Source organism: Agrobacterium sp. YIC 4121, assembly GCF_002008205.1.
Taxonomy (GTDB): Bacteria; Pseudomonadota; Alphaproteobacteria; order Rhizobiales; family Rhizobiaceae; genus Agrobacterium; species Agrobacterium leguminum.
Map to the genome: position 1 here is coordinate 88,744 of NZ_MRDI01000024.1, position 26,700 is coordinate 115,443.

24 protein-coding genes are annotated in these 26,700 nt (G+C 60.2%); 4 read left to right on the top strand and 20 right to left on the bottom strand.

Annotated features, from left to right (window positions below; all coding sequences use genetic code 11):
• From fdhF to BTE54_RS21170, 6 genes are all read right to left on the bottom strand, one after another.
• Complete coding sequence (gene fdhF, locus BTE54_RS21145) at positions 1-2,883, bottom strand: formate dehydrogenase subunit alpha (RefSeq protein ID WP_078053890.1); 2,883 nt, start codon at positions 2,881-2,883, stop codon at positions 1-3.
• 4 nt (positions 2,884-2,887) lie between these two features.
• Positions 2,888-4,444, bottom strand: a complete 1,557-nt coding sequence (locus BTE54_RS21150) for an NADH-quinone oxidoreductase subunit NuoF (protein WP_078053891.1) — start codon at positions 4,442-4,444, stop codon at positions 2,888-2,890.
• Entirely contained in the window at positions 4,441-4,920 is a 480-nt protein-coding gene (locus BTE54_RS21155) for a formate dehydrogenase subunit gamma (RefSeq protein WP_065657697.1), read from the bottom strand. Before BTE54_RS21155 ends, BTE54_RS21150 begins: the two co-directional genes overlap by 4 nt.
• Before the next feature lie 104 nt (positions 4,921-5,024).
• Positions 5,025-5,960 carry a LysR family transcriptional regulator gene (locus BTE54_RS21160; RefSeq protein WP_003521693.1) on the bottom strand — a complete coding sequence of 312 codons (936 nt, stop codon included), beginning with the start codon at positions 5,958-5,960 and terminating at the stop codon, positions 5,025-5,027.
• A gap of 349 nt (positions 5,961-6,309) precedes the next feature.
• Positions 6,310-6,939: a flavin reductase family protein gene (locus BTE54_RS21165; protein WP_078053892.1), complete on the bottom strand. Its 630-nt coding sequence runs from the start codon at positions 6,937-6,939 to the stop codon at positions 6,310-6,312.
• Between the two features lie 318 nt (positions 6,940-7,257).
• The gene (locus BTE54_RS21170; RefSeq protein WP_078053893.1) at positions 7,258-8,409 is read right to left on the bottom strand and encodes a porin; all 1,152 of its coding nucleotides are present in this window, start codon (positions 8,407-8,409) and stop codon (positions 7,258-7,260) included.
• On the opposite strand from BTE54_RS21170, the gene BTE54_RS24865 reads away from it, so the two are divergent.
• A complete protein-coding gene (locus BTE54_RS24865; RefSeq protein WP_143240761.1) occupies positions 8,402-8,845 on the top strand; it encodes a hypothetical protein in 444 nt (147 codons plus the stop codon). The two genes, BTE54_RS21170 and BTE54_RS24865, sit on opposite strands and share 8 nt — an antisense overlap.
• A gap of 23 nt (positions 8,846-8,868) precedes the next feature.
• Here BTE54_RS24865 and BTE54_RS21175 read toward each other — a convergent pair whose 3' ends face one another.
• From BTE54_RS21175 to BTE54_RS21200, 6 genes are all read right to left on the bottom strand, one after another.
• Positions 8,869-11,043 (bottom strand): GGDEF and EAL domain-containing protein, encoded by a 2,175-nt coding sequence (locus BTE54_RS21175; protein WP_078053936.1) that lies wholly within the window; start codon positions 11,041-11,043, stop codon positions 8,869-8,871.
• Between the two features lie 229 nt (positions 11,044-11,272).
• Positions 11,273-12,208: a 2-hydroxyacid dehydrogenase gene (locus tag BTE54_RS21180; RefSeq protein ID WP_078053894.1), complete on the bottom strand. Its 936-nt coding sequence runs from the start codon at positions 12,206-12,208 to the stop codon at positions 11,273-11,275.
• 23 nt (positions 12,209-12,231) lie between these two features.
• Positions 12,232-12,963: an amino acid ABC transporter ATP-binding protein gene (locus BTE54_RS21185; protein WP_003521699.1), complete on the bottom strand. Its 732-nt coding sequence runs from the start codon at positions 12,961-12,963 to the stop codon at positions 12,232-12,234.
• Positions 12,944-13,603, bottom strand: a complete 660-nt coding sequence (locus BTE54_RS21190; RefSeq protein WP_003521700.1) for an amino acid ABC transporter permease — start codon at positions 13,601-13,603, stop codon at positions 12,944-12,946. Before BTE54_RS21190 ends, BTE54_RS21185 begins: the two co-directional genes overlap by 20 nt.
• Entirely contained in the window at positions 13,600-14,304 is a 705-nt protein-coding gene (locus tag BTE54_RS21195) for an amino acid ABC transporter permease (RefSeq protein ID WP_003505665.1), read from the bottom strand. Before BTE54_RS21195 ends, BTE54_RS21190 begins: the two co-directional genes overlap by 4 nt.
• 67 nt (positions 14,305-14,371) lie before the next feature.
• Positions 14,372-15,175, bottom strand: coding sequence for a transporter substrate-binding domain-containing protein (locus tag BTE54_RS21200; RefSeq protein ID WP_078053895.1), 804 nt, complete (start codon positions 15,173-15,175; stop codon positions 14,372-14,374).
• A 295-nt stretch (positions 15,176-15,470) separates the two neighbouring features.
• Between BTE54_RS21200 and BTE54_RS21205 the strand changes: the two genes are divergently transcribed.
• Both BTE54_RS21205 and BTE54_RS21210 read left to right on the top strand, forming a co-directional pair.
• On the top strand, positions 15,471-15,791 hold the full coding sequence (locus tag BTE54_RS21205) for a hypothetical protein (protein ID WP_003505663.1): 321 nt from the start codon (positions 15,471-15,473) through the stop codon (positions 15,789-15,791).
• Between the two features lie 157 nt (positions 15,792-15,948).
• Entirely contained in the window at positions 15,949-16,971 is a 1,023-nt protein-coding gene (locus BTE54_RS21210; RefSeq protein ID WP_065657691.1) for a LacI family DNA-binding transcriptional regulator, read from the top strand.
• A 62-nt stretch (positions 16,972-17,033) separates the two neighbouring features.
• Here the strand turns inward: BTE54_RS21210 and BTE54_RS21215 are convergent, their stop codons facing one another.
• From BTE54_RS21215 to BTE54_RS21245, 7 genes are all read right to left on the bottom strand, one after another.
• Positions 17,034-18,062: a proline racemase family protein gene (locus tag BTE54_RS21215; RefSeq protein ID WP_078053896.1), complete on the bottom strand. Its 1,029-nt coding sequence runs from the start codon at positions 18,060-18,062 to the stop codon at positions 17,034-17,036.
• A 10-nt stretch (positions 18,063-18,072) separates the two neighbouring features.
• Entirely contained in the window at positions 18,073-19,782 is a 1,710-nt protein-coding gene (locus tag BTE54_RS21220) for an aconitase X (protein WP_078053897.1), read from the bottom strand.
• Positions 19,783-19,794: 12 nt separating this feature from the next.
• The gene (locus BTE54_RS21225) at positions 19,795-21,036 is read right to left on the bottom strand and encodes an FAD-binding oxidoreductase (RefSeq protein ID WP_078053898.1); all 1,242 of its coding nucleotides are present in this window, start codon (positions 21,034-21,036) and stop codon (positions 19,795-19,797) included.
• Positions 21,036-21,758 carry an amino acid ABC transporter ATP-binding protein gene (locus BTE54_RS21230; RefSeq protein WP_078053899.1) on the bottom strand — a complete coding sequence of 241 codons (723 nt, stop codon included), beginning with the start codon at positions 21,756-21,758 and terminating at the stop codon, positions 21,036-21,038. The genes BTE54_RS21225 and BTE54_RS21230 overlap by 1 nt, the downstream gene beginning before the upstream one ends.
• Positions 21,751-22,404 carry an amino acid ABC transporter permease gene (locus tag BTE54_RS21235; RefSeq protein WP_078053900.1) on the bottom strand — a complete coding sequence of 218 codons (654 nt, stop codon included), beginning with the start codon at positions 22,402-22,404 and terminating at the stop codon, positions 21,751-21,753. Before BTE54_RS21235 ends, BTE54_RS21230 begins: the two co-directional genes overlap by 8 nt.
• A gap of 12 nt (positions 22,405-22,416) precedes the next feature.
• A complete protein-coding gene (locus tag BTE54_RS21240) occupies positions 22,417-23,082 on the bottom strand; it encodes an amino acid ABC transporter permease (RefSeq protein WP_078053901.1) in 666 nt (221 codons plus the stop codon).
• Between the two features lie 72 nt (positions 23,083-23,154).
• Complete coding sequence (locus BTE54_RS21245; protein ID WP_003521709.1) at positions 23,155-23,961, bottom strand: transporter substrate-binding domain-containing protein; 807 nt, start codon at positions 23,959-23,961, stop codon at positions 23,155-23,157.
• A 438-nt stretch (positions 23,962-24,399) separates the two neighbouring features.
• On the opposite strand from BTE54_RS21245, the gene BTE54_RS21255 reads away from it, so the two are divergent.
• Positions 24,400-25,437: an Ldh family oxidoreductase gene (locus BTE54_RS21255; protein WP_078053903.1), complete on the top strand. Its 1,038-nt coding sequence runs from the start codon at positions 24,400-24,402 to the stop codon at positions 25,435-25,437.
• Positions 25,438-25,725: 288 nt separating this feature from the next.
• On the opposite strand, the gene BTE54_RS21260 is transcribed toward BTE54_RS21255, so the two are convergent.
• The gene (locus tag BTE54_RS21260) at positions 25,726-26,691 is read right to left on the bottom strand and encodes a dihydrodipicolinate synthase family protein (RefSeq protein WP_078053904.1); all 966 of its coding nucleotides are present in this window, start codon (positions 26,689-26,691) and stop codon (positions 25,726-25,728) included.
• Between the last annotated feature and the right edge of the window lie 9 nt (positions 26,692-26,700).

Here is a 26,700-nt window from a genome sequence, read left to right on the forward strand (position 1 = left end):
TTATTCCGCCGCTTCGAGCTTGCCGCTGATCCGCCGCGAACGGCGGCCAAGCGCATCATATTCCTCCTGCCATTCCGTCGGCCCGTTGGAAGGCGATACCTGCACGGCGGTCACCTTGTATTCTGGGCAGTTGGTCGCCCAGTCGGAAAAGTCGGTAGTGATGACGTTCGCCTGCGTGCCGGGGTGGTGGAAGGTCGTATAGACCACGCCTGGCGCCACACGGTCGGTGATCAGCGCCCGCAGCGTCGTATCGCCCGACCGGCTGGCGAGCTTGATCCAGTCGCCATCCTTCACCCCGCGCTGTTCGGCATCGTGCGGATGGATTTCGAGCCGATCCTCCTCATGCCAGACGACGTTTTCAGTGCGCCGTGTCTGCGCGCCGACATTATATTGCGACAGGATGCGGCCGGTGGTGAGCAGCAGGGGGAAACGCGGCCCAGTGCGTTCGTCCGTCGCCACATATTCGGTGCGGATGAACTTGCCCTTGCCGCGCACGAAACCATCCACGTGCATGATCGGCGAACCATCCGGGAATTTCTCGTTGCAGGGCCACTGCACCGAGCCCTTCTCCTCCAGATAGTCATAGGAAACACCGGCAAAGCTCGGTGTCGTCGCCGCGATCTCGTCCATGATCTCGGACGGATGCGCGTAATTCCACGCAAGACCCATGGCCTGCGCCAGCTTCTGCGTCACTTCCCAGTCGGCATAACCGTTCTTCGGGGACATGACCTTGCGGACGCGGTTGATGCGGCGCTCGGCATTGGTGAAGGTGCCGTCCTTTTCGAGGAACGTGGATCCCGGCAGGAAGACATGGGCGTAATTTGCCGTCTCGTTCAGGAAGAGATCGTGCACCACGACACATTCCATCGCGGCGAGACCGGCCGAGACGTGCTTCGTATCCGGATCGGACTGGAGAATGTCCTCGCCCTGAATATAGATGCCCTTGAAGCTGCCATCCACGGCCGCATCGAGCATGTTGGGAATACGCAGCCCCGGCTCGTTGTTAAGCTTCACGCCCCAGAGTTTCTCGAAGATGTCGCGCGTGGCATCGTCGGAAATATGCCGATATCCCGGAAGCTCGTGCGGGAAAGACCCCATGTCGCAGGAACCCTGAACATTGTTCTGACCGCGCAGCGGATTAACGCCTACACCGGGGCGGCCGATATTGCCGGTCGCCATGGCCAGATTGGCGATTGCCATCACAGTGGTAGACCCCTGGCTGTGCTCGGTGACACCGAGCCCGTAATAGATGGCGCCATTGCCACCCCTGGCATAAAGACGTGCAGCGCCGCGCACCTCTTCCGCCGGCACACCGGTAAAGCTTTCGGTTTCTTCCGGGCTATGCTGAGGCTCGGCGACGAAAGCGGCCCAATCCTCGAATTCCGACCAGTCGCAGCGCTCGCGAATGAAGGCTTCGTTGAACAGACCTTCCGTGACGATGACATGCGCAAGCGCTGTCAGCACCGCAACATTCGTTCCGGGCTTCAGCGGCAGGTGGAAGGACGCCTCCACATGCGGCGTGCGGACGAGATCGATACGGCGCGGATCGATGACGATCAGCTTCGCGCCCTGCCGCAACCGCTTCTTCAGCCGCGAACCGAAAACAGGATGCCCATCGGTCGGATTGGCGCCGATCACCAGCACCACATCGGACTGCTCGACGCTATCGAAATTCTGCGTGCCGGCGGAGGTGCCGAAGGCCTGGCCGAGACCGTAGCCCGTCGGCGAATGGCAGACGCGGGCGCAGGTATCGACGTTGTTATTGCCGAAGCCGGCGCGGATGAGTTTCTGGACGAGGAAGGTTTCTTCGTTCGTGCAGCGGGACGAGGTGATGCCGCCGATGGATTCCCGGCCATATTGACCCTGGATACGCCGGAACTCTGACGCGACATGGGAGAAGGCCTCCTCCCATGTGACTTCCCGCCATGGATCGCTGATCTTCTCGCGGATCATCGGGTTGAGAATGCGGTCCCTGTGGGTGGCATAACCATAAGCGAAGCGGCCCTTGACGCAGGAATGGCCGCGATTGGCCTGCCCGTCCTTCCACGGCACCATGCGCACCAGCTCTTCACCGCGCATTTCCGCCTTGAAGGAGCAGCCAACGCCGCAATAGGCGCAGGTCGTGACCAGCGAATGCTCCGGCTGGCCGATTTCGATCACCGATTTCTCCGTCAGCGTCGCCGTCGGACAGGCCTGCACGCAGGCGCCGCAGGAAACGCAATCGGAATCGAGGAACGCCTCATGTGCGCCGGGCGACACACGGCTTTCAAAACCTCGTCCTTCGATCGTCAGCGCGAAGGTGCCCTGCACTTCCTCGCAGGCGCGCACGCAACGGGAGCAGACGATACATTTGGAAGGATCGTAGGTGAAATAGGGATTGCTTTCATCCTTCGGCATCCAGCGCGCGTTAAGATCGCCATCGCCAGTGCGGGCCTTGACGTGGTTGTCGCCTTCGTATCCGTAGCGAACATCGCGCAGGCCCACGGCGCCGGCCATATCCTGCAGCTCGCAATCGCCATTGGCGGCGCAGGTCAGACAGTCGAGCGGGTGATCGGAGATATAAAGCTCCATCACGCCCTTGCGGATCTGCTTCAGCCGCTCCGTCTGCGTGTGCACGACGAGACCGGGGGCGACGGGCGTGGTGCAGGAGGCGGGGGTGCCGTTGCGGCCCTCCACCTCGATCAGACAGAGGCGGCAGGAGCCGAAGGCATCCAACATGTCGGTGGCGCAGAGCTTTGGAACATCGATACCCGCTTCGCGCGAGGCGCGCATGATCGAGGTTCCCGCAGGCACAGTCACCTGCCTGCCGTCGATGGTGAGCGTCACCATGTCCGTTGCGTGGGATTTGGGGGTTCCATAGTCGAATTCTGTTACAAGGGCCATGGTCTTACTCCGCCGCTTCAACACGTGGGATGGGGGCAAAATCATCAGGGAAATGCCGAAGTGCGCTCATGACGGGATAGGGCGTGAAACCGCCGAGCGCACATAGCGAACCGAATTTCATGGTTTCGCAGAGATCTGCGAGGAGTGCCGTATTTTTCTCCGGCTCGATGCCGAGCGCGATCCTGTCCACCGTCTCGACGCCGCGTGTGGAGCCGATGCGACAGGGCGTGCACTTGCCGCAACTTTCGACGGCGCAGAATTCCAGCGCGAACCGGGCCTGATGCAGCATATCGGCGGTATCGTCGAAAACCACGATGCCGGCATGGCCGATCAGGCCACCGGCGGCGGTGAAGGCTTCATAGTCGAAGATCGTGTCGAACAGCGAAACCGGGAAATAGGCCCCGAGCGGACCACCCACCTGCACCGCCTTGACTGGGCGGCCGGTGATCGTGCCGCCACCGATCTCATTGACCAGCTGCCCGAGCGGCAGGCCGAAGGCGGTCTCATAAAGCCCGCCATGCCGGATGTTTCCGGCAAGCTGGATGGGAATGGTGCCATGCGAGCGGCCGACGCCGAAATCGCGATAAAACGCCGCGCCGCGATCCATGATGACCGGAATGGAGGCGAGCGAAATCACATTGTTGACGACGGTGGGCCTGCCGAACAGGCCCTGCAAAGCAGGAAGCGGCGGCTTGGCGCGCACGGTTCCGCGCTTGCCTTCCAGACTGTTCAGAAGCGAGGTTTCCTCGCCGCAGACATAGGCGCCGGCACCCATGCGCACTTCGAGATAGAAGGCCCGCCCGGAACCAAGCACGGATGGGCCAATGATGCCTTCGCGGCGGGCGATTGCGATTGCCTGCTCCATGACCTTGATGGCGTAAGGATATTCCGAGCGCGTATAGATGAAACCTTTCGTCGCGCCGACGGCGAGGCCGGCAATCGCCATGCCTTCAATCAGCACGAAGGGATCGCCTTCCATGATCATGCGGTCAGCGAAGGTGCCGCTATCGCCCTCATCGGCATTGCAGACGATATATTTCTGGTCGGCCACCGCATCGGCGACGGTCTTCCATTTGATACCGGTCGGGAAACCCGCGCCGCCGCGTCCGCGCAGGCCGCTTTCGGTCACTTGCGCTACGATATCGGCCGGCGCCATGGCGACGGCTTTTTCGAGGCCTTTCAAGCCCTGATAGGCGCGGTAATCCGCAAGCGACAATGGATCGGTAACACCGCAGCGGGCAAATGTAAGACGCGTCTGGCTTTTCAGGAACGGAATGTCCTTCGTCGGCCCGAGACAGAGACGATGCTCGCCGCCGGTGAGAAAACCCGCATCGAAAAGTGAAGCAACGTCGCTGGCCTTGACCGGCCCATAGGCAATACGGCCATGTTCGGTGCGCACTTCCACCAGCACTTCAAGCCAGAGCATGCCGCGTGAGCCATTACGGACAATATGAACCTCGAGGTTGCGGCTGGCCGCCTCGCGGCCGATTGCTTCGGCGACACGGTCTGCGCCAACGGCAAGCGCGGCGGAATCGCCTGGAACAAAAACGGTGACACTCATCGGCGCGCCTCCGCCAGAATGTCGCCAAGACAGTGCTCATCCAGTCGCGCATGAAGCTCGCCATCCAGCATCAGCGCGGGCGCCTGTGCGCAAAGCCCGAGACAGAAAACCGGCTCCAGCGTGACGGAACCGTCGGCTGCGGTTTCGTGCCAGTCAAGGCCGAGCCGGTTCTTGATGGTTTCCGCAAGAGGCTCGCCACCCATCGACTGGCAAGCCTCGGCGCGACAGAGCTTCAGCACATGCCGGCCGGACGGATGATCTCGAAAATCGGGATAGAAGGTCACGACGCCATGGACCTCGGCGCGCGAAATATTCAGCGCGGATGCGACGATCTGCTTGGCGCTTTCCGGTATGTAGCCGAATTCTTCCTGCACCGCGTGCAGAATGGGCAGCAATGGCCCCTCCAGGTGGAGAAGTTCGTCAATGATGGCGGAAACACGAGCCGCCTCATCTGCGGCAACCGCACGGATATTCATAAGCCAGTCCTCCCAAACCGACAGGGGCAGGGATGGCGAACGGCACATGTTTCAGTGCCAGCGCAGCCCCTGCATGGTTCGGGAGAATGGCGAGGTCGGCCGGATCAGGTCAATAATGTGTTTTCGTCAACCGATAGGAAATTCCTATCAAAAGCCATCGCCGCTGCGCGCTGACGCGCCTCATGAAGAAGCGCAGAAACGAGTGGCGTGTGCGGTTCACGATAGGTCGCGATCAGCCCCACTAGGTGCTCCGCATCCGGCTCGGTAATCGGTATCATTCTGATCTGTTTTGGAAAACCGAATGATTCCGCTATGTTACGCGGCATTATTGAAGCCCATTGTCCGGTTCGGATATGCGAAAACAGCACAATCATGGAGTTGGACTCCAATGTCGGCTTCACCTCAACGCCCGCTTCAGCCATATGCTTGTTGATGATGCGGCGGTTCTGCATATCCGAAGTCAATAGGCATAACCTAAGACCTGAAACCTGCTTCCAGGTAACGCTTTCCTGATCGGCGAGCGGCGTTCCGGCTGCTGCAATCAGGTGATATCGCTCCGAATAGAGCGGTACCGTGGTCACTCGGCCAAGAGGTTCATTGTCGAGATAGCTGATTCCCGCATCGATCTCGAGGTTTTCGATCTGGCTCAGGACCTGAAGCGAGGTGCGTGACGTCACGGAAAAGGTCACGTCGGGATGCCGCGCCTGAAAGGATTCCGTCAATCGCGGCACCATCGCAAGGGCCGTCGGAATGACCGCAAGGCGGATGTGGCCCGCCAGACCCTTGCGCGCCGCACGCATTTCCTCACGCATGGTGCGCGTATCGGCGACGATGCGACGCGCCCATTCGAGAACACGCTGGCCCTCCGGTGTCAGCCCCTGATAACGCGCCGCACGCACCACAAGAACGACACCAAGCTGGTCCTCCAGCTGCCGGATCGCGGCCGAGAGACTGGGTTGGGAAACGCCGCACTCCTCTGCCGCGCGGCCAAAATGCCCTGCGCGCGCCAATGCAATGAAAAATTCCAGCTTGTCGATCATGCGTCCTCCCGCGTCGCTCGCGACCCTGCGATGGTGCGAGCAGGAGAACACTAGAACGAGGCGGGGAAGCCCGCAAATGAATGCCGTTGTTTTCCTGAAACCGCACGGGGTGGCGAGACTGGATTCCATCAGGCACGGGCAGTCATGGGCGCGACGTTCGGTCAACCACTCCAACCGCACTGGACGCAGCTTTATCGCGGCATTGACCCATCCGTCGTTTCGCCTGACCTGCCGCACAGCGCCGGGAAACGAAACCAATCGTCATCGCCGCCGCGATGCCCTACCCTCTCATTTTCTCGAGTTTGCGGCGGCAGGCAAAAGGTATTCGGCGCTTCAGTCGCAGAAACCTTCACTCGCCAGTCGGCTTGATGAAGTCGCTCATCGCAGGCGCCTTGAGGACGAACTGGCGATCCGAGCTGATGTAATTATCGGCATGCAGGCGCGCGATGGGCTGATATCGGTCCGGATCGACATAACGCCCTTCCGCATCGAGACAATCCTTGTGGACATGCATGTGCACCACCTCCCCGAGGACAAGGGTACGGCGCGGATAATCGATCAGGCGCTCCACACGGCATTCGAAGGCGCAGGGCGATTCCGCCGCAAAGCTTGCATCGATCTTGCTGCAGGGCATGGCCGTCAGTCCGGCAATCGAAAGTTCATCGACCTCGCTCTCGAAACCCAGGCCGCAGACGAGCATCTGTTCGGACAGAGCCATATCGACCATGTTGATGACGAATTCGCCGGTGCGACGAATATTGGCCATCGTATCCTTCTCCTCGCCCGTCACACGCGGCTGGATGCCGAGAACAACGATCGGCGGATCATGGGAGAAAACGTTGAAAAAGCTCATCGGCGCGGCATTGTTGTGACCAGCGGCCGAGCGCGTCGTGACAAGCGCTATCGGCCGTGGACCGATAAAATTGGTCAGCAAACGATAACGGCTTTGCGGCTCAAGCGCGGTAAAATCGAATTCCATGGGAGTACCTGATTTATTGTATACAATAATATTTCATATTGCAGACAATTACTCAATTGCCCTCCTCACGGGATAGCCGATTTTGCTGTATCACATTTGCGAGCAAGGGAAGAGCAGCAAGCCTGCGCGCATTCTCCGACCAAATGGACGGAGCCGCCATCCACGTATCGACTATAAGCGCAAAAACTCCCCGGCCTGGAGGGGTCCGGGGAGTAAACCTGACATCATGTCAGGAACTTTGACTGGAGCTAGTGACTCACCCGTTCGGAAACGGGGTGGATCTGAGTTGTCTAACCCTACTATGCTTTTTGTAGACTATTAGAACGCGCGCTCGAGACGAACGAAACCGGTCCAGCTGTCGCCAGCACCACTGTCGCGACCTTCGCGGCCGTCGACGTCCTGATAGGTCACCGCAACCTTGGTGGAGAGACCAGACGTGATCTTGTAGCCAGCAGCGACGCCAGCGCGCCATGCATCGCGATCACCCGTGAACTTGCCGTCCTTACCGATATCCAGCGTACCGAAGTACTGGAAGCCGGGGGTGATGGTCAGCTTGTCGGTTGCTTTGATCGAATATTCGGCGGCCACGGTCCATTCCGATTCTTCGTAATATGCATTGGCACCCGATGCCCATGCGCCAGCAAGGCCGAACGTGCCCGGACCGAGGTCTGCCGTCAGGATTGCGCGGATTGCGCCATTCTCAGCATTGGTGTCGTAACCGCCGAGGACGTTGGCCTTAACAGCGCCGAACTTTCCGCCGATGATAGCGCTAATACCGACGTTGTTGTCGGTGGCGCTTTTTCCGTTGGCGGTGGTCCAGTTGCCTTGGGCTACGCCGAGGTTGTTTGTTTTGTTGATGGCGGTGTAACCACCGCTAACCCTTCCAGAGATTACTGTAGCTGCTACATCAGCATCGTTGCCAGCGATAACGCCTTCGAGTTCTTCAACTGCAACACCAGCGTAGAACGAGCCGGCATCGTAGGTGTAACGGATAGCGTTCAGACGGGTCTTGTTGGAGCTGAGCTGGTCATATTCGCCAGCGAGACCATCATCCCACCAGTTGTAGTAGAAACCGACCTTAAGGCCGCTGAGCTCGATAAATGCCTGATCGACGACAACGCCGCGGCTGCTGTCTTGGTCGGCATCGCCACGGAAACCGATATAGCCGCGCAGAGCGCCCAGTTCGGTGTCGGTGCGGGTATCGATGTTGAACTGGGCGCGCGAGAAGCTGTCCCAATCCGAGTCGCCAGCCTTGCCGCGACCGAAGTCCGTCTGGAAACGTACGTAACCGTCGAACTTCAGGCAGGTTTCGGTGCCGGGGATGTAGAAGAAGCCGGTGCCGAAAGCGTCGCAGACGCGAACATATTCCATGGCTTCCGGCTCGGCAGCGACGATGGCGTCAGCGGCCTGTGCGCCGGATACTGCTGCGAGAGCCGCAGCGGAGCCGATAAGAAGGCTCTTGATGTTCATTTGTAATCTCCAGTCAAAAATTTTTCAACGAATGCGCAAATTTGAGGGCTGGTCTTTCCCTGCCGCCCGCTTCCCTGCGCTGATTCAGCAAATGACAGAAGTTGCCGCAGACTCGCAATTTAAATCGACAAAATACAAATACAGACAAAGTACACAATTCAATTTCGTAGTAAAATTACAACAATTTAATAGTTTAAAATATAATACTTCTTATTATTATTTCAAAATAATAGAATTTATTACTTTTAAATATTGCCTTAAATTTCTAAATTATAAGACACAAAAACAACAAACGCTCCCGTCCCGTCCGGATCAGGAGGCGTCAGCACGCGCGGGCATGGGGAAGCAAAGTGGTTTTCATCGAGGAAGAAGAAAGGATGCAGGCGACAAAACGTCCGCCCGGCCTCTCCCGGGAAGCCATATCTGGACGATCTGAAACAACCGGTCGCCCGAGGCAGCTTATAGGCGGTGTTCGGGTAAGCCGGTCGCGAATATCGTCGTCTTCGCCAGCATGTCTTCGATCGCCTCTGCCGGCACCGGGCGGCTGAAGTAATAACCCTGACCGTAGGGGCAGCCGGCATCCCGTAGAAATGTCGCCTGCTCGCCGGCTTCCACACCTTCGGCAATGACATCGATGCCCAGAGACCCGGCAAGCTGGATCATGATCGAGACGATGGCGCTGTCCTTGGTCTTTTCCGGCAGATGGGTCAGGAACGAGCGGTCTATCTTCATGCACGAGAGCGGGAATGTCTTGAGCATGCCGAGGCAGGAATAACCGATACCGAAATCATCCAACGCCAGGCTGACACCCATCTGTTTGATGGCCCGCATGATCCGCACCGATGTTTCAACATCCTGAATGATGAGCGTCTCGGTGATTTCGATTTCCAGCAGGGATGGCGCAAGGCCGGTTTCCTTGAGCACCGACCTGATCTGCTGCACCAGCCCGCCCTGAAACTGCCGCGGAGAGATATTGACCGCCATTTTGACGGGCGACAGGCCGGCGGCGGCCCATGCCTGCGCCTGACGACAGGCCTTTTCGAGAATGCTTTCTCCGAGTTCGACGATCAGGCCGGTTTCTTCCGCAAGCCCGATGAATTCCGCAGGACCGAGCAGACCTTCCGTGGGGTGCTGCCAGCGCACCAGCGCCTCCACGCCGCTGATCCGGCCGCTGACAAGATCGACCTGCGGCTGGAAGTGCAGCACGAACTCGTCCCTCTTTACCGCCTTTCGCAATTCCTCGATGCGGGTGAACTTCTTTCTCAGATCATCCGCCATGTTCGGGGTGAAGGTGGCAATGCTGTCGCGCCCGGTATGTTTGGCTTCATACATGGCGAGATCGGCCGCCGCGACGATTTCCGCCGTGGTTTCCCCATGCTCCGGGAAAAAGGCCATGCCGATGCTGCATGTGACCTTGATATCGTAATTGCCGATACGCAAGGGCTGCGAGACAGCGGCGCGGATGCGCTGCAGGCGGTTTTCGACATCGTCCCTGCGCTCTTCGAGAATGATGACGAACTCGTCGCCGCCCACCCTGAGAACGAGATCGTTCTTCCGGAGGCTTTTCGCAATGCGCTCGGCGGTTTTCGACAGCAACGCGTCGCCGATGCTGTGGCCGAGCGTATCGTTGATCTGCTTGAAATTGTCGAGATCGAGAAAACCGATACCGACCCTTCGGTTCGCCTTTGCCGCCGCCGCCAGTATTTCCGGCAGTCTCGTATCGAGGAAACGGCGGTTCGGCAGCCGGGTCAGCATGTCGTGATCCGCCAGGAAAGCGATATGTTCCGCCGCCCTTTTGCGGTCGATAGCCAGCCCCGCCATGCGCGCCGCCGCGCCTATGAATTCCACCAGCGCCGCATCCGGCTGGCGGCCGGCCAGCATGCACCAGACGAAACCATGCGCCTTGCCTTCGCTGGCGGGAATATCGAAACTGAAGGCCATGTGTTCTGCCGGCTGGATAAGGCTCTCAGGATCGCTGACACTGGAGACAAGTGCGGCCAGCCCCTCCTGCTGCGCCAGTGCCGGCGAGGCGTAAACGGAAGGTTCCCCTTCCGCCGCATCGAACACCCGCACCGCGCAGGCCAGTCCGGTCGCGAGATTTTCGATGGCCTTGACGAATTCCTCAAGAAAATCCTCGATACGCGCTGCCGCGACGATCATTTCCAGAATATGCGCCTGCGCCTGAAGCAGTCTTTCAGAGGCCTTTTTCTGGGTTATATCCCGCGAGGCGCCGACCACGCCGATGATGTTGCCGGCCTTGTCCTTCAGCGGCACGCGCGACATCATGAGCCAGCGGTCGATATCCCCGCGCATTGCGCGCTCTTCGTAACCGAGATCCGGTTCGCCGGTGCGCATCACCCGCGCCTCGGTATCGGGAATGCCGGCACGCCGCGCCGCTTCGCCGTGAATATCGTAGTCGGTGAGCCCGATCAGTTGCTCGACCGTGTCAAAGCCGTTTTCGGTGACGATGGCGCGATTGGCAAAAAGAAAGCGCCCTTCCAGATCCTTGGCATAGATAAAATCCGGCACGTGGTCGATCATCGCTTCCAGAAGCGTGTGCCGGTCGGAAGGATTGCTGTTTTCGCTCATGTCACGAGTGGCGGATGGCGTGACATCGCGCTTTTTTCGCGACATCCGGTTTTCTTCGGGTGTCTTCGGGCCTTTGGAACGCACCTCTCCGCCTCATCATTTTATAAGGAAGCAGAATAGTAGGATTATACGTATTATATAAATATGAACAACGACGGGAGATTGCCGGGAAACCCGCCTTTTGCAGCAGCCTCCCTGAAGCCCTGCCGGCTTGAATCAAAACGGCGCAACCGAAGCTGCGCCGTCAAGGCCACAGGCGGCAATTCGTTGACGGTCACACCACCGGTTTCGGCAGTTCTTTCCCGGCAAAATGGGCATCGAGATTGGCGAGAACGAGATCCGCCATGGCGCGCCGCGTCTGGTGCGTGCCGCTGCCGACATGCGGCGCGAGCGTGACGTTGTCGAAGGCGAAAAGCGCTTCCGGCACACGCGGCTCATCCTCGAAGACATCCAGCGCAGCACCTGCGATCGTGCCGTTCGCAAGCGCTTCGACCAGCGCCTTTTCATCCACCAGCGAACCGCGCGCCACATTAACGAGCACACCCTGGGGCCCGAGAGCCTTCAGCACATCCGCATCGACGATATGGCGCGTTTCGGCAGTAGCGGCGGCGGCGATGATCAGCACGTCGCAATTGGCGGCAAGCGCCTCGATGCTGTCATAATAATCATAGGCGACATCGCGGCGGTTTCTGGCGGTGTAGGAAATGCGCGCATCGAAACCTTCCAGCCGCTTTGCGATTGCCTGACCGATGCGGCCGAGGCCGAAAATGCCGTAACGGCGGCCGGCCACGCGGGTGGAAAGCCCCATATCGCCCTTCAGCCATTGGCCGGTGCGCACATGCTGGTCGGCCTGCGGCAGCTTGCGTGCCTGCGCCAGAACGAGGCCGAGCGCGAGGTCGGCGACATCGGCGGTCAGCACGTCAGGCGTGTTGGAGACGCGGAAACCGCGCTGTTTCGCGTCAGTCAGATCGACCTTGTCGAAACCGACGCCGTTGATGGCGACAATTTCAAGATTGGGAAGTGCAGCGCCGATATCCGCCGGAAGGCCGATATGGCCGCCGGTGACGACGCCGCGGATTGAAGCACCCTTTTCAGCAAGGAACGCCGCCTTGTCAGCAGCCTCGAACAGGCGATGCACGGTGAAGCGCTCCGCGAGTTCTTCTTCCAGTGCCGGGATGAGCGGGCACAATTGCACGATTTCAGTGGTCATGAAGTTTCCTTTGCGCCGGTGAACTACTTCACATCGGCCTTGACGAATTGCCGGAGTTCCGGCGTTTGCGGGTTGGCGAAGAGTTCGGATGAACGACCCTGCTCCCAGATCTTGCCCTTGTGCATGAAGATGGTTTCGGTCGCGACGCGGCGCGCAAAGGCCATTTCATGGGTGACGAGGATCATGGTCATGCCGTCTTTGGCGAGGTTTTCCATGACAGTCAGCACTTCCTCAGTCAATTCTGGGTCGAGCGCCGAGGTCACCTCATCAAACAGCATCACCTTCGGCCGCATGGCGAGCGAGCGGGCAATCGCCACGCGCTGCTGCTGGCCGCCGGAAAGCTGATCCGGATAGGAATCGAATTTCTCCGACAGGCCGACGAGTTGCAGAACCTCGCGGGCAATATCCTTCGTTTCCGATTTCGCCACATCCTTGACGATACGCGGCGCGAGCATGATGTTTTCGCCGACCGTCAGATGCGGGAAAAGATTGTAGCTCTGGAATACGATGCCGACATCGGTGCGCAGCTTGCGCAGCGCCTTGGCATCTTCCCCGATGGCGTGACCCGCGATTTCGATGCGGCCCGAATTGATCTTCTCCAGTCCGTTCATGCAGCGCAGCAGCGTGCTCTTGCCCGAGCCCGAGCGGCCGATAAGGGCGAAGACTTCACCGCGGCCGACCGTCAGCGACACGCCTTTGAGGACTTCCAGAGCGCCAAAGCTCTTGTGAACGTTTTCAACGATTACTTCCGGCATGAAGCCTCCTTTCCAGCCAACGCGACAGCTGGGACAACGGGTAGCAGACGATGAAATAAAGCACGGCCACGGCGACGAAGACGCGGAACGGCTGGAACGTGGCATTGTTGATGAGCTGCCCCGCTCTCGCCAGTTCGACGAAACCGATGATCGATGCGATGGACGTATTCTTGACGACCTGAACGGCAAAACCGACGGTCGGCGGTAGCGAAATGCGGATCGCCTGCGGCAGGATGACGTAGCGATATTGCTGGGCGCGGGTCAGCGCCAGCGATTCCGACGCTTCCCATTGCTGCTTCGGCACCGCCTGGATGCAGCCGCGCCAGATTTCCGCGAGATAACCCGATGTATAGATCGTCATCGAGGCGCCGGCGGCAAAGAGCGGCGGCAGTTCCAGCCCGGCAAGGCTGAGGCCGTAATAGGACAGGAACAGGATCATCAGCACCGGAATGCCCTGGATCACCTGGATATAAGTGCCGGCGGCAATGCGCAGCGCCTTGAAATTCGAGGTGCGGGCGAGCGCCACGAAGAAGCCGACGATGCCGCCGCCGATAAGCGCAATGATCGTCAGAAGCACGGTCCATTGCAGGGCGGTCAGCAAGAAGCCGAATTCGTTCCAGCCGAAAGTTCGAAGAGTCATGACTGCACCTCCGGCATGGCGGTCATCGTCTTGCGGGCAACGCGACGGCCGAACAGCCACATGCCGACAAGGGCAAGGATGAGCCGCAGGCTGAGCGCCAGCGCAAGATAGATGAGCGTGACGACGATATAGACCTCGAAGGAGCGATAGGTCTGCGATTCCACGAAGGCTGCGGCAGCCGCAAGCTCATGGGTGGAAATGGCCGAACATATGCTCGATGCCAGCATCATCAGCACGAACTGGCTGCAAAGCGAGGGATAGACCTTGGCGATGGCGGGCACGATGATGACGTGGCGATAGATCTGATACTTGGTGAAACCCAGCGCCTCGCCCGCCTCGATCTGCGACTTGTGCACCGCCTCGATGCCGGCGCGGATGATTTCCGTCGAATAGGCCGCGAGATTGATCGTCATGCCGATCAGCGCCGCCGTGTCCGCCCCTACCCTGAAGCCGAGGCCCGGCAGGCCGAAATAGACAATGAAAAGCTGCACGAGAAACGGCGTATTGCGGATGACTTCCACATAACCGTCCACGATGATGCGGACGATGCCGCCATTGATGGACCGCAGCGAGGCCAAAAGAATGCCGAAAGCGCAGCCGAGCACGATGGACAGGACCGACAGCTTGATCGTCAGCCATATGCCGTTCAGAATCTCGTTCTGATACTGGGCGAGCGCGCCGAATTGGAATGTATAGGACATGCGTCACTCCGTTGACATTTCCCGGGCCCGCCGGAAGTCTTCCTGGCGGGCGCGTTGAAAGGCTCAATCAGAAGCTTGGCAATTGCGGCAGCGGACGGCCGGTCCACTTGACCGAGATGCGGTCGAGATCGCCGGACATCTTCATAAGATAGATGGAGGTGTTCAGCCATTGGCGCAGCTCGAAATCCTCAAGCTTGGTCGCCATGGAGTTGCCCTGCTGGAAGAAGGTGAAACCAACCTGCAGACCGGCTTCCGGACGCTGCTTGATGATCGCTTCGCCAACCGTGGACGGAAGGGCGACGGCATCCACCTGACCGGCGAGCAGTGCCTGGGCGCTGGTGGAATCGTCTTCGTAAACGACGATTTCGAGACCTTCGACATTGGCCTTGCGCAGCGCGGTTTCCTGCGAGGAACCGCGATTGACCGAAACGCGCTTGCCCTTAAGGCTGTCGAGATTTTCGAACTTCTGGTCCTTGCCGGAAATGATGTCCATGTTGAAGGCGCTGTAAGGCTGCGTGAACATCACGGTCTTGGCGCGCTCGCCGGTCGGCGCAAGCGTGGCAACAAGAAAATCGACCTTACCGGTCTGAAGGGCAGGAATACGCGCAGGCGGCGTCAGCGGCACCAGTTCCACCGGCAGCGACAGGTAGGAACCAATGAGATTGGCGACATCGACGTCGTAACCGGAAGGATTGCCCTTCTCATCCACCATGCCCATCGGCGGCGCACCGGTCAGAACACCAATCTTGACCTTGCCGCGCGCCGTGATCTCGCTGAGCGAGACGGCTTGGGCAGACGTGGTGGCGGCAAGCGTTGCTGCTGCAACACCAACGGCAACGGTCATGTTCTTCAGAAATCTGGATATGCTCATGGTTTCTCCTCCAACCTTATAAGTGGCTGCCCAGAATGGAACAGCGGCCTTGCGCAAACCCGAAAATGTTCTCGATAACATTTTAACGCGATTGACTAAAAACTCCTCCCAAGAAACCGCGAAAGCACAAAACCAGATGAATTTCCCATGAAATTCAATGTTTTCTGCTGGTTATCGATTTTCCTCTGTTCGACACCGCTTCACGTTCTTGGCAGGATCAATAATGCATGTTATCGGTATCATTGCAAGTCCGATCTACAGAACTGTTTGGGTCGGCATTCATTCGGGAGGAAAGATGTATACACGCTCGGCAATTTTCGAAGGCAGGATTCACCCCGGTCGGGAGGAGGAGTTTTTCCGCATCGTCGAGGAAAAATTGCTGCCGGTCTGGAAACGCATGCCGAATGCGCAGGCCGTGCGGGTGATGCGCACCGAGCGCACGGACCCGGACGCGGCCTCGATCATCATGGTGCAGGAAATCGACTATCCGTCGATGGAAGCAGTGGAGGAAGCGCTGGTTTCCCCCGTCCGGCTGGAAGGCCGGGTGCTGACGGATGAGATGATGAGCATGTGCGACGGACGTTTTTACCATCTCGTCTATAGCCGCGTCGCATAAATCCGGTGCACGCCGCATCGATCTGCAATCATACGGCGTGCTTTCCCTTATTGTCTTCGTGTATGTCTTGTCCTGAACCGGTTCGAATTTAGGGAGACATGCTTTGATGGAGCGCACGCCCTTGGCCGCAGCGTTAGTCACGTCAAAAAAAGCTACCATGAGCGATGTCTCGAAACTCGCGGGCGTCTCCAAGATGACCGTTTCGCGGGTGCTGGCCGATCCCGCACTGGTGTCGGAAGAGACCCGCCAGAAGGTGATGAAAGCCATCGAGAAGCTGGGCTATGTGCCGGACCGAATCGCCGGTTCGCTCTCTTCCCGCCGCACCAATTTCATCACCGCCATCCTGCCGACGCTCACCAACTCCAACTTCGCCGATAGCGCTCAGGGGCTCGCCAATGCGCTGCGCGCCGCCGATTACCAGTTGCTCATCGGCTACACCATGTACGATCTGCAGGAGGAAGAACGCGTCATCCGCACCATGATGGAGCGCCGCCCCGATGCCATCGTCGTCGCCGGCACGGTGCATACCAAGATGGCGAGCGAGGTGCTGATGCGCGCCGGTATCCCGATCGTGGAAATCTGGGACGTTCCCGAACACCCGATCGACCATGCGGTCGGTTTTTCCAACTACGAAGTGGGAAGAACTGCCGCCAAGCATCTGATATCGCTTGGCTTCAAGAGAATCGGCGCGCTCGGATCGAGGGCCGATGGCGATGTGAAGGACTGGCGCGGCGAAAGCCGCCTGCTCGGTTTTGGCGCGGCCCTGCGGGAAGCCGGCATTGCCGACGATCTCATCATCCGCGAGGGCAGCGCCCCGGTCTCCTATGACCACGGGGCAAAGACCCTCGGCTCGCTACTGGCCAAGGCCCCGGATGTCGAGGCCATCTTCGCCGTATCGGATATTTCCGCCGTCGGCGCGCTGATGGAATGTCATCGACGGGGAATCAGTGTCCCGGACCGCATTTCCATCCTCGGCTTCGGCGACTTCGATATCGGCCGGCAATGTTACCCGGCGATTTCAACGATCCGCGTCGATGCCCAGATGATCGGCCGCAGGGCGGGCGAGTTGCTGCTTTCGATACTGGAGGCGGAAAAGGATGCCGTTGTTCCCGAAGGCGCAAGGGTGGATGTCGGCTTCGAGCTGATCGTGCGGGAGACGACGAAGCGGCTGGGTGGGTGATCCACTCTCTTCCCTCATTCCTGTGCTTGTCACAGGGATGAGGGAGAAGAGACGTGTCCTCCTTACCGCGCACCCCACGTATCCGTCAGACGATACCCTTCCGGCCACGGATCGGACGGGTCGAGCATGTGCTGGTGGATACCGGTGATCCAGCCGCGACCGGAGATTTCCGGCAGGATGGCTGGACGGTCGCCGACCGTTGTCGTTCCAAGAATACGGCCGGTGAAGGTAGAGCCGATCAGCGACACCGCCGTCAGGGTTTCGCCCTCCTTCATTTCGCCACGTGCATGCAGCACCGCCATGCGGGCCGAAAGTGCCGTGCCGGTCGGCGAACGGTCCACCTTGCCCGGCTGGATGGCGACGGCCGCCCCTGCCCGCAGGCCTTCGGCCGTGCGCTCCACCTTGCCCGCAAACAGGCAGAAGGAAAAATGCCGCCAGTCCGGGTTCTCGGGATGGTCGAAGCCCAAAGCCTTGTTGGCGGCATTGGTGATGCGCACGCCGAGGCGGGCAATCTCATGCGCCTCTTCCGGCTTCAGGCTAAAGCCCATAGCTTCGGCATCGACGACGACGAAGCTGTCGCCGCCATAGGCCGTGTCCACTTTCAGCGTACCGAGGCCTTCAACCTCGAGTTCGACATCGAGCTTTGCGGCAAAGCTGGGCAGGTTCTGCACGAAAATGCGCTCGGCCTTGCCGTTGCGGCATTCGGCGCGCACTTTCACCAGCCCGCCTGGCGCTTCCAGCAGCATATGGGTTTCCGGCTCCTGCATCGGTACGATGCCGCCATCCAGAAGTACGGTGGAAACGCAGATGGAGTTGGAGCCGGACATGGGCGGCGTGTCTTCCGGCTCCATGATGATGAAGGCGGCATCCGCATCGGGATGTTTCGGCGGCACCAGCAGGTTGACGTGCCGGAACACGCCGCCACGCGGCTCGTTGAGCACGAAATTGCGCAGGGTCTCATCGCGCGCGATGAAGCGGCTCTGCTCCCAGATCGTCTCGCCCGGCGGCGGCCTGACACCGCCGACGATCACGTCACCGACTTCCCCTTCCGCATGGGCGGAAATGACATGAACGGTCTTGATGCTGCGCATTCGAAACTCCTTAGGAAAGCCATGAAGGAAGAAGGGATGGAGCACGGCCGGTCAGCGCACTTTCCACGCAATCGGCAAGGCTGCCGAAGCGCACTGCGCGACCGCTGAGGCCGGGTCCGTAATGGGCGTATTTGCCGGAATTGGTCATCAGGGCACGGGTCTTCGTCGGGAAGACCGGCTCGGAAATGGAGCACCAGCAAAGATCAGGCAGCACCTGCACACCGCTGTCGTGCAGGCTTTGCAGGGTGCCGTCCAGCCCGGCCGCATCGATGACCTGCTGGCCGGCTGTGACGATGACGGCGACATCCGCGTGACGCCGGCGGCCTGCAAATTCAGCCGCAAGCGCGTGGCACTCCTCCAGCGAGGCGTGCGGACTGCCGATGGCGACAAGTTGCACCTCTTCCGGCCCTTCATTGAGAAGCGACCAGCCGGCGGCCATATCGGAGGGTGAGACAGTGACGATATCGGCCGTTTCAAGAGGCGGAAGACCGGCTTCCGGCGTTACGCCCTCTATATGAAGCATGGGCGCAGCGGATGTGGTGCCGAAAGCCGCGCAAAGCGCCTTTAGATCATCCCGTGACGGCTTCGCAGGGCCAAGGCCGCGCAGCAGCGGAATGCAATCCGGCGCGGCCTTGCCCGCCAGATAACCGACGAGCGGCCAGAAGGCATCATCCACACCCTGCGGCAAAGCCACATTGAGGATGCGCTGAGGACGGCGATTTTCCTCCAGATAGACGCCGGCAAGCGGCGCCCTGCCCGTCAGCGCGATGCAGAGATCGAGAAAATCCGGATGTTTCGCCGTGCGCGCGCCAAGCACCGTATTGGCGAAGATCACCGCGTTCGATTCGGCCCAGGCGATCATGTCGCCGGCCTGCGGCGCGCTGTCGAGCAGGTAAGGCGAACAGGTGAAAGTCGGGCGACAGCCCATGCGCACATAGGCATCCGCCAGCCTTGCGGCCGGGTCGCCGAAATCCTCCGGCATGCCCTGCGAACGCCAATGCGCCTTGTCCACCGAAATGGCGTTCATGGTCGTCGGCACCCGTACCTTCGCGCCCATCTCCGCCATTTTTTCCGCGAAGGTGAGATTGGCGGGGCTGGCATAGATGCAGCCATCAATATGGCCCTGCGTGACATCGACAAGCGCCGATGCCCCCTGCTGGGCGGCCATGGCGACGGTGATGCGCATGGCCTGCTGCACGGCGATGCCATCGCGTCCTTCGAGCTTGGCCCGGTCGTCATCCCCAAGATCGAGATGCGCCGTCGCCGGCGGGGTGATGGCAAGGGAAACGCCATCGGCTTCAATGGCCTTCTCATCGATACGGACATGAACGGCTTTGGAAAACCGGGCGAAATTTTCCGCGTCGAGGCGCAGCACCGGCAAAGGCTTGCCGAACATTTCCGCGGCGATCAGCGCGCCCAGCGTCAGCACGTCTTCGGCCTCGCAGAAGACCAGCGCCGAGGGCGCACGGCCCGTCAGGATAAGATCGAGCAAGACGCCCGAACCGGTGCAGGAGCCACGGCTGGTGGGCATGAACAGCACACCGCCGGTGAGACAGATGCCATGCAACGGGTGGTGCACGTCGATGACCCGGCCGGTGGCGGGATCGACCCCGCCCCAGAAACTCAGCGCTTCGGTCGTCGCAATCACGGGACCTTCGGCCGAACCGGCCAAAATGCTGCGGGCTTCAGGAACGGCTGCTGTCGAGAGGGAAGAAGACATCGGAAATCCCCGTCAGAAACGTTGCGGCGAAAATGCCCTTGTATCGATGGCGGGTTTTTGCCCCGTCAGAAGATCGGCGACGATGCGGGCCGTGCCCGCCGATTGCGTCAACCCCAGATGCCCGTGGCCGAAAGCGTAGACCACCCGCGCCGTGTGCCTTGCTTGGCCGATGGCCGGCAGGCTGTCCGGCAGCGAGGGGCGAAAGCCCATCCACTGCTTGCCGCCTTCGGTCTTCAGGCCCGGCAGGAAGGCTTTCGCCTTGGTGAGCAGCGCTTCGGAACGGGCGAAATTGGCCGGAAGCTCCAGTCCGCCCAATTCCACCGCGCCACCGACGCGGATGCCGGAGGAAAGCCGCGTGACGACGAAACCATGGCCGCCGAAGGTCACCTGCGTGCGCAGATCGAAGGCGCCAGACGGCAGGGTCGTATTATACCCCCGTTCGGTTTCCAGCGGAATTTTTTCCCCGAGCGAACGGGCGATGCGATGCGAAAAGGCGCCGGCCGCCAGCACCACCCTGGCGGCCTTGCGGGTGCGCCCATCATGGCTCACTACCTCGACACCGTCTTCCAGCGGCCTGAGCGAAGCGATATCGAGGCATTCGATACGGCCGCCAATGGTGCGGAAATGCTCGGCCAGCGCCAGCGTGTAGAGCTTGGGGTCGGCGATGGAATACCAGCCGGGCGTGAACGTGCCGCAGGTGAAACGCGGCGCGATGCCGGGCTGTATCTCAGCCATCTGTTCGGCATTGAGATGCCGGAACTCGATGCCGTGCCGCTCGCGCGCCTTCCAGCCGGGAAGCGAGGCTTCGAATTCCACCTCGCTTTCATAGACCTGGAGGTTGCCCTCCTTGCGCAGCATGGCGATGGTATCGGTCTTTTTCAGGAACGGCTCCAGCTCGGCCTTGGCGAGATCCATCAGCGCGGTCTGGGCAGCGGTGGAATGCTCCACCTTCGAAGCGGCGCAGGCCCGCCAGAACCGGAACATCCACGGCGCAATTTTCAACGCGTAGGAAGGCGGCACGCTGAGCGGACCGAGCGGATCGAGCAGCCACTTCGGCGCCTTCCACAGAATGCCGGGCGATGCCAGCGGCAGGATATCGGTGAAGGCGAAGGCACCGGCATTGCCGGCGGACGCGCCCGCCGCCGGTCCCTCGCGGTCGATGACCGTGACCGAGAGGCCACGGCCCTGCGCCGCGATTGCCGCCGAGAGGCCGACGACGCCGGCCCCGATGACGATGACATCATTGGCTGGCATTACCGCACGCTCGCCAGGAATTTCTGCGTTTCAGCATGCTGCGGCGCGCCGAACAGCTGGTTCGGCGTGCCGATTTCCGCCATCACACCCTGATGGAAGAAGGCAACGCGATTCGAGACATCACGCGCGAAGGCCATTTCATGGGTGACGCAGATCATCGTCATGCCCTCATCCGCCAGCATCTTCAGCGTATCGAGCACTTCGCCCACCAGCATCGGGTCGAGCGCCGAGGTGACTTCGTCGAACAGCATATATTCCGGCGACATGGCAAGCGCACGGGCAATCGCCATACGCTGCTGCTGACCGCCCGACATGCGGTTCGGATAGACCTTCAGCTTTTCGGCAAGACCCACATGGGTCAATTGCTTTACCGCGATCTCCTCGGCCTGCTCCCTGGAAATCCCGAGCACCTTGCGCGGCGCCAGCATGACATTTTCAAGCACTGTCAGATGCGGAAACGCGTTCCACTGCTGGAAGACGATGCCGACCTTGCGGCGCAGCTTGTTGAGGTCCGTGGACTTCGCATGCACTTCCGTGCCGTCGATGACGATCTTGCCGCTATCGATCGGCTCCAGGCCGTTGATGCAGGTCAGCAACGTCGACTTGCCGGAACCGGAGCCGCCGATGATGGTGACCACCTCGCCCTTGTTGACGGTGAGGTTGATCCCTTTCAGAACCTCCAGCGGGCCGAAGGATTTGCGGACGTTTTCGATCTCAATCATTGGGGGACCACCGTCTTTCGAGATACCCGCCGAAACGGGCGATGGGGAAACTGATAAGGAAGTAGATGGCGCCGCAGATCATCAGGATCGTCAGCGGTTCCTGCAGGCGGGTGACGAGGATCTGCGAGGCGCGCAGAAGCTCGATGAGGCCGAGCCAGAGCACCAGGGCCGAATCCTTCATGACACCGAGCGTGAGCCCGATCCATGCGGGCAGCGACACGCGGGTGGCGAGCGGCAGCACGATGTAGCGCATGTCCTGCGACCAGGTCATGCCCAGCGAACGGCAGGCGCGGCGCGTATTCGACGGCACGGCATCGATGCCGCCGCGCACGATCTCGGTGCAATAGGCCGCCGTATAAAGCGACAGCACCACGCAGGAGGTGGTGAATGGCGGCCAGCCGAGCTTGGCGATCGACTGGAAGGCGTTGCCGAGCACGAGCTGGATGAGCAGCGGCACGGAACGGAAAATATCCAGCACGAAGGTCAGCGGCAGCGACCAATAGGGGCCGAACTGGACACGGATGATACCGAAGATGATCCCCATGATGGTGCCCGCCGTGACGGCGACGGCGGTGACGGCAAGCGTCATACCGGCACCCTTGGCCAGGAAGGCGAGATCACTCCAGGTGAGAGCGGTTTCAAACATGGCTCACCTCTCTCAATAACGGAACAGACGCGCTGCCAGCAGACGGGCGGCGAGCGTGACGATCTTGGCGATCACGTAATAGATGACCGCGGCGAGCGCGAAAAATTCGAAGGTGCGGAACGAGCGCGCATTGAGCGCCTGCGTGACGCCGGCGAGATCCGTATTCATGCCGACCGTGACGCCGAGCGAGGTCATGAGGATTGCCCAGACCATCTGGTTGGTGGCCGGCAGAAAGGCGACGCGCAGCATCTGTGGCAGGATGATAAGCCGGAAGGTTTGCATCGAGGTCATGCCGAGCGAACGGCCGGAGCGCGTCTGCGTATCGGGAATGGCCTTTAGCGCGCCGCGAAAATTTTCCGCGAGATAACCGGCGTTGTTGAAGGCTATACCGACCAGAAGCGCCGTATAGGGGCTGAGGTGAATGCCGAAATTGCCAAGGCCGAAATGGGCCATGTAAATCTGGAACAGCGCCGGCGTGTTGCGGGCGACTTCCACCCAGACGGCGGCGAAAGCGCCGAGAATGCGGTTGCCGGAGAGCCGGAACAGCGTCAGCACGATGGCGCAGGAAAGACCGATCACCATCGACAGAATGGCGATCTGCAGCGTCACCACCGCACCGTCCAGAAGCTGCGGCAGAGCCTTCAGCGCCTGATTCCAGTGGAATGTATAATTGAACATTAAGCGTCCCGCCTTTTCAGAAACGATCAACGGCGCGATCATCTTGACCGCGCCGTTTACGAAAAGTCCTGATCAGCGATAAACGCCGTTGACGGTGAGCGAAGGAACTTCGCCGCCAACCCATTTTTCATAGAGTTCGGCGTAACGGCCGGTGCGAACCTGCTGGTTGATGAAGAGGTTCAGGTAGTTGATGAAGCCGTATTCGTCACGGTTGGTGAAGAGCGCGACATAATCGATGTCATATGGCGCCTTGCCGACCACGGAGATGCCCGCGAACTTGCCGCCCTTGACGTTGGACTGCGCAACCGTCGAGGTGGAAACGGTGGCGTCGATCTGGCCCTGGCTGAGCGCGAGGAACACATCGGCCTGCGTCTGGTACGGACGGAACTCGCCAGTGCCCCATTCCTTGACCGTCTTTTCGAGCGCGATGGCTTCGAACGTGCCGGCAGTCGCGCCGACCGTCTTGCCCTTCATGTCCTCGAAGGACTTGATGCCCGACTTGTCGTTGGCGGTAACGGCCATTTCGAAAGCGAAGTAAGGCACCGTCATGCCGACCGTCTTGGCGCGCTCCAGCGTATCGGAGGTGGACGCAACGCCGACATCGACGCGGCCGGACATCAGCGCCGGAATGCGCTCGGGGAACGGCGTTTCGACGATTTCAGCCGTGACGCCGAGCGCCTTGGCAAGATCGTTGCAATAATCGACATCGAAGCCGATTGGGTTGTTGGCGTCATCACGCGCGCCCATGGGCGGGAAATCGAGCACGACGGCGCAACGCAGCGTGCCGGACGAAATGATGTCGTCAAGTTTGTCGGCCTTGGCCGGCGTAATAGCGAAAGTGGCGGCCAAGAGGCCGGCGACGATGACCGATTTTTTCATTCTTTATTTGCTCCCACAATTGGTCTGCCCTTGAAGGCGCGGTCACTATTTCCCTATGGCGGCGATAAATCAACATAAAAATACAACGAGTATACAAAAAGAATTTTTGCATGTGCGAACTGATGAGGTTCGCGGATGATTACGCAAGCCAGCGCCGGGGGGAGCGGACAAGGTTGGTGAAACGTCCGGCATCCTCGTTCCGTGGTTGTCACAGGAATCTGGCCTGCCCAAAACTTTGGGCTAAAAAAGGCTTTCCGACGCGCAGACGCGCCGACCGGATTTCTGTAACAAGCAAAGGAATGACGGCTTAAGGTGTCTTCGTGTTTGAGAGGGTCACCTTCTGCTGGGACTGAGCTTCATCGAAAAGACACGTTGCAATACTCACGCCTTTGTATACTTTATGTATTCAAAATGTGCGAGCCCTATCGGAGGACTATGATGAGCGACACGATCACCTTGACCATTGAGGCACTTTTCCAGCGGGTCGAGTCGATTTTCTTGAGGGCCGGGGTGAATGATGTACAGTCGGGAGCGCTGGCGCGCGTCATTACTGCCGGTGAGCGGGACGCCTGCAAGTCCCACGGCATCTACCGTATCGAAGGCGCGCTCCGCACCGTCAAGGCCGGCAAGGTGAAGCCCGACGCCATACCTGAAGTGGCTGAAGACGACGGCACGGCCATCGTCAAGGTCAATGCCCGTGGCGGCTTCGCCAACCCCGCCTTCGAACTTGGTCTGCCGGTTCTGGTGGAGCGGGCGAAACGTGCGGGGATCGCTGCACTCGTCATCAATGACTGCACGCATTTCTCGGCGCTCTGGCCGGAAGTCGAGGGCCTTACCTCGAATGGTCTCGCCGGGCTGGTCATGTGCCCGAGCTATTCCACCGTTGCGCCCACCGGCGGAACCAAGCCTCTGCTTGGCACCAACCCCTTCGCCTTCGGCTGGCCGCGCAAGGACACCTCCCCTTATGTCTTTGATTTCGCGACCTCGGTTGCGGCCCGTGGTGAAATAGAACTACACCGGCGGGCCGGAAAGCCCCTGCCGGAAGGCTGGGCTCTGGATGCCGACGGCAAGCCAACGACTGACCCGGAAGCGGCCCTTGCCGGCTCCATGCTGCCCTTTGGCGGCCACAAGGGATCGGCCATCGGCACCATGATCGAGCTTCTCGCCGGCATCATGATCGGCGATCTCACCAGCCCCGAAGCGCTCGAATTTCTCGGCACCACCACGCTTGCCCCGACCCATGGCGAGCTGATCGTCGCTTTTTCGCCTGAGACCTTCGCCAAGGGGCGCCCCGGCGATCCTTTTCAGCGCGCGGAAGTGCTGTTCGACGCCATCATCGGCCAGGGCGCCCGCCTGCCCTCGGGCCGCCGCTTCACTGCACGCGCGAAGTCCGAAAGCGAAGGCATTACCCTCACCGCCGCCGAAATGGCCGGGCTCGACCGGTTGCTGGAGAAGGGGCTGGATGCGGTTTCCTGAGCGCGTTTGGATGTGGAAATAAAAAAAGCCCGAGATCGCGGGCTTTCTCATAACGACAGCGTCACTCAGCTTTCTTTGCGACTGCATAGCATCCCCTCTCCGTCACCCCGGACTAGATCCGGGGTCCAGCGCGATCAAGTCCTTGATCGCGGAAGAGTCCTTTCACGGCGCAGACGCGCCGTGGCTGGATGCCGGATCTAGTCCGGTATGACGGACGAGAGGCATCAAATCTCATAAATGCAAAAAGGCCCGCAGTTGCGGGCCTTTTGTTTTCTCGTCAGCGACTGCTCAAGCAGCCTTGCAGGCCTGCACGGCGCCCGGAAGCTTGCTCCAGTCGGCATACCAGCTGTTGAACAGCTTGAACTGCGCCTCGACATAACCGCGCTGGCTGTCGGTCAGGGCGTCGGTTTCGTTGAAGTGCAGCGTGTATTCCTTGTCGCCCTTCAGCACCATCATGTGCTTGAAATAGAGAACCAGATCCGGGCCTTCATCGAAGGAAGAGAGGACGGCGAGCGCCTGCTCCAGCTCCAGCGCGCGGGCGCGGGCATCGGCATCACCCTTGGCGGCGGCCTGCGACAGCTTGCAGAGGTGAATGACTTCCTTCGGCAGGACATTACCGATGCCGGTGATGGCGCCAGTTGCGCCACAATTGACGAAGCCATGGAAGACGGCGGTATCGACGCCGATCATGAGGGTGACGTCGTCATCGCGGCTGGTGATGTTTTCAGCTGCGTAACGCATATCGGCCGGGCCGCCGAATTCCTTGAAGCCGACGAGGTTCTTGTGCTCGGCGCGCAGCGCGAAAAAGAGATCGGCGCGAGTGGCGAAGCCGTAATAGGGGCTGTTGTAGATGACGGCCGGGATTTCCGGTGCGGCCGAGAGGATGGCCTTGAAGTGGGCCTTCTGGGCGGCGATGACCGAACCGCGCGACAGGACGCGCGGAATGACCATCAGGCCCTTGGCGCCAACCTTCTGGGCATGGGCGGCATGGGCAACGGCAGATGCCGTGTTGACCGCGCCGGTGCCGACGATGACCGGAATACCGGCTTTCACCAGGCGCTCGACGCCTTCCATGCGCTGCTCGTCCGTCAGGAGCGGCCAGTCGCCCATGGAACCGCAATAAACAACGGCCGACATGCCATCGGCGATCAGTTCCTTGCCCTTGCGAACAAGCGCATTGAAATCAGGGGTGCGATCATCCTTGCACGGGGTCATCAAGGCGGGAATCACGCCGGAAAAAATGCTGGCCGTCATTTCAAGCTC

What these genes read in the sequence shown, in the direction of transcription:
- fdhF (WP_078053890.1), bottom strand. Translation starts at nt 2,883, where the DNA reads ATGGCCCTTGTAACAGAATTCGACTATGGAACCCCCAAATCCCACGCA.
- BTE54_RS21150 (WP_078053891.1), bottom strand. Translation starts at nt 4,444, where the DNA reads ATGAGTGTCACCGTTTTTGTTCCAGGCGATTCCGCCGCGCTTGCCGTT.
- BTE54_RS21155 (WP_065657697.1), bottom strand. Translation starts at nt 4,920, where the DNA reads ATGAATATCCGTGCGGTTGCCGCAGATGAGGCGGCTCGTGTTTCCGCC.
- BTE54_RS21160 (WP_003521693.1), bottom strand. Translation starts at nt 5,960, where the DNA reads ATGATCGACAAGCTGGAATTTTTCATTGCATTGGCGCGCGCAGGGCAT.
- BTE54_RS21165 (WP_078053892.1), bottom strand. Translation starts at nt 6,939, where the DNA reads ATGGAATTCGATTTTACCGCGCTTGAGCCGCAAAGCCGTTATCGTTTG.
- BTE54_RS24865 (WP_143240761.1), top strand. Translation starts at nt 8,402, where the DNA reads ATGTTCATTTGTAATCTCCAGTCAAAAATTTTTCAACGAATGCGCAAA.
- BTE54_RS21170 (WP_078053893.1), bottom strand. Translation starts at nt 8,409, where the DNA reads ATGAACATCAAGAGCCTTCTTATCGGCTCCGCTGCGGCTCTCGCAGCA.
- BTE54_RS21175 (WP_078053936.1), bottom strand. Translation starts at nt 11,043, where the DNA reads ATGTCGCGAAAAAAGCGCGATGTCACGCCATCCGCCACTCGTGACATG.
- BTE54_RS21180 (WP_078053894.1), bottom strand. Translation starts at nt 12,208, where the DNA reads ATGACCACTGAAATCGTGCAATTGTGCCCGCTCATCCCGGCACTGGAA.
- BTE54_RS21185 (WP_003521699.1), bottom strand. Translation starts at nt 12,963, where the DNA reads ATGCCGGAAGTAATCGTTGAAAACGTTCACAAGAGCTTTGGCGCTCTG.
- BTE54_RS21190 (WP_003521700.1), bottom strand. Translation starts at nt 13,603, where the DNA reads ATGACTCTTCGAACTTTCGGCTGGAACGAATTCGGCTTCTTGCTGACC.
- BTE54_RS21195 (WP_003505665.1), bottom strand. Translation starts at nt 14,304, where the DNA reads ATGTCCTATACATTCCAATTCGGCGCGCTCGCCCAGTATCAGAACGAG.
- BTE54_RS21200 (WP_078053895.1), bottom strand. Translation starts at nt 15,175, where the DNA reads ATGAGCATATCCAGATTTCTGAAGAACATGACCGTTGCCGTTGGTGTT.
- BTE54_RS21205 (WP_003505663.1), top strand. Translation starts at nt 15,471, where the DNA reads ATGTATACACGCTCGGCAATTTTCGAAGGCAGGATTCACCCCGGTCGG.
- BTE54_RS21210 (WP_065657691.1), top strand. Translation starts at nt 15,949, where the DNA reads ATGAGCGATGTCTCGAAACTCGCGGGCGTCTCCAAGATGACCGTTTCG.
- BTE54_RS21215 (WP_078053896.1), bottom strand. Translation starts at nt 18,062, where the DNA reads ATGCGCAGCATCAAGACCGTTCATGTCATTTCCGCCCATGCGGAAGGG.
- BTE54_RS21220 (WP_078053897.1), bottom strand. Translation starts at nt 19,782, where the DNA reads ATGTCTTCTTCCCTCTCGACAGCAGCCGTTCCTGAAGCCCGCAGCATT.
- BTE54_RS21225 (WP_078053898.1), bottom strand. Translation starts at nt 21,036, where the DNA reads ATGCCAGCCAATGATGTCATCGTCATCGGGGCCGGCGTCGTCGGCCTC.
- BTE54_RS21230 (WP_078053899.1), bottom strand. Translation starts at nt 21,758, where the DNA reads ATGATTGAGATCGAAAACGTCCGCAAATCCTTCGGCCCGCTGGAGGTT.
- BTE54_RS21235 (WP_078053900.1), bottom strand. Translation starts at nt 22,404, where the DNA reads ATGTTTGAAACCGCTCTCACCTGGAGTGATCTCGCCTTCCTGGCCAAG.
- BTE54_RS21240 (WP_078053901.1), bottom strand. Translation starts at nt 23,082, where the DNA reads ATGTTCAATTATACATTCCACTGGAATCAGGCGCTGAAGGCTCTGCCG.
- BTE54_RS21245 (WP_003521709.1), bottom strand. Translation starts at nt 23,961, where the DNA reads ATGAAAAAATCGGTCATCGTCGCCGGCCTCTTGGCCGCCACTTTCGCT.
- BTE54_RS21255 (WP_078053903.1), top strand. Translation starts at nt 24,400, where the DNA reads ATGAGCGACACGATCACCTTGACCATTGAGGCACTTTTCCAGCGGGTC.
- BTE54_RS21260 (WP_078053904.1), bottom strand. Translation starts at nt 26,691, where the DNA reads ATGACGGCCAGCATTTTTTCCGGCGTGATTCCCGCCTTGATGACCCCG.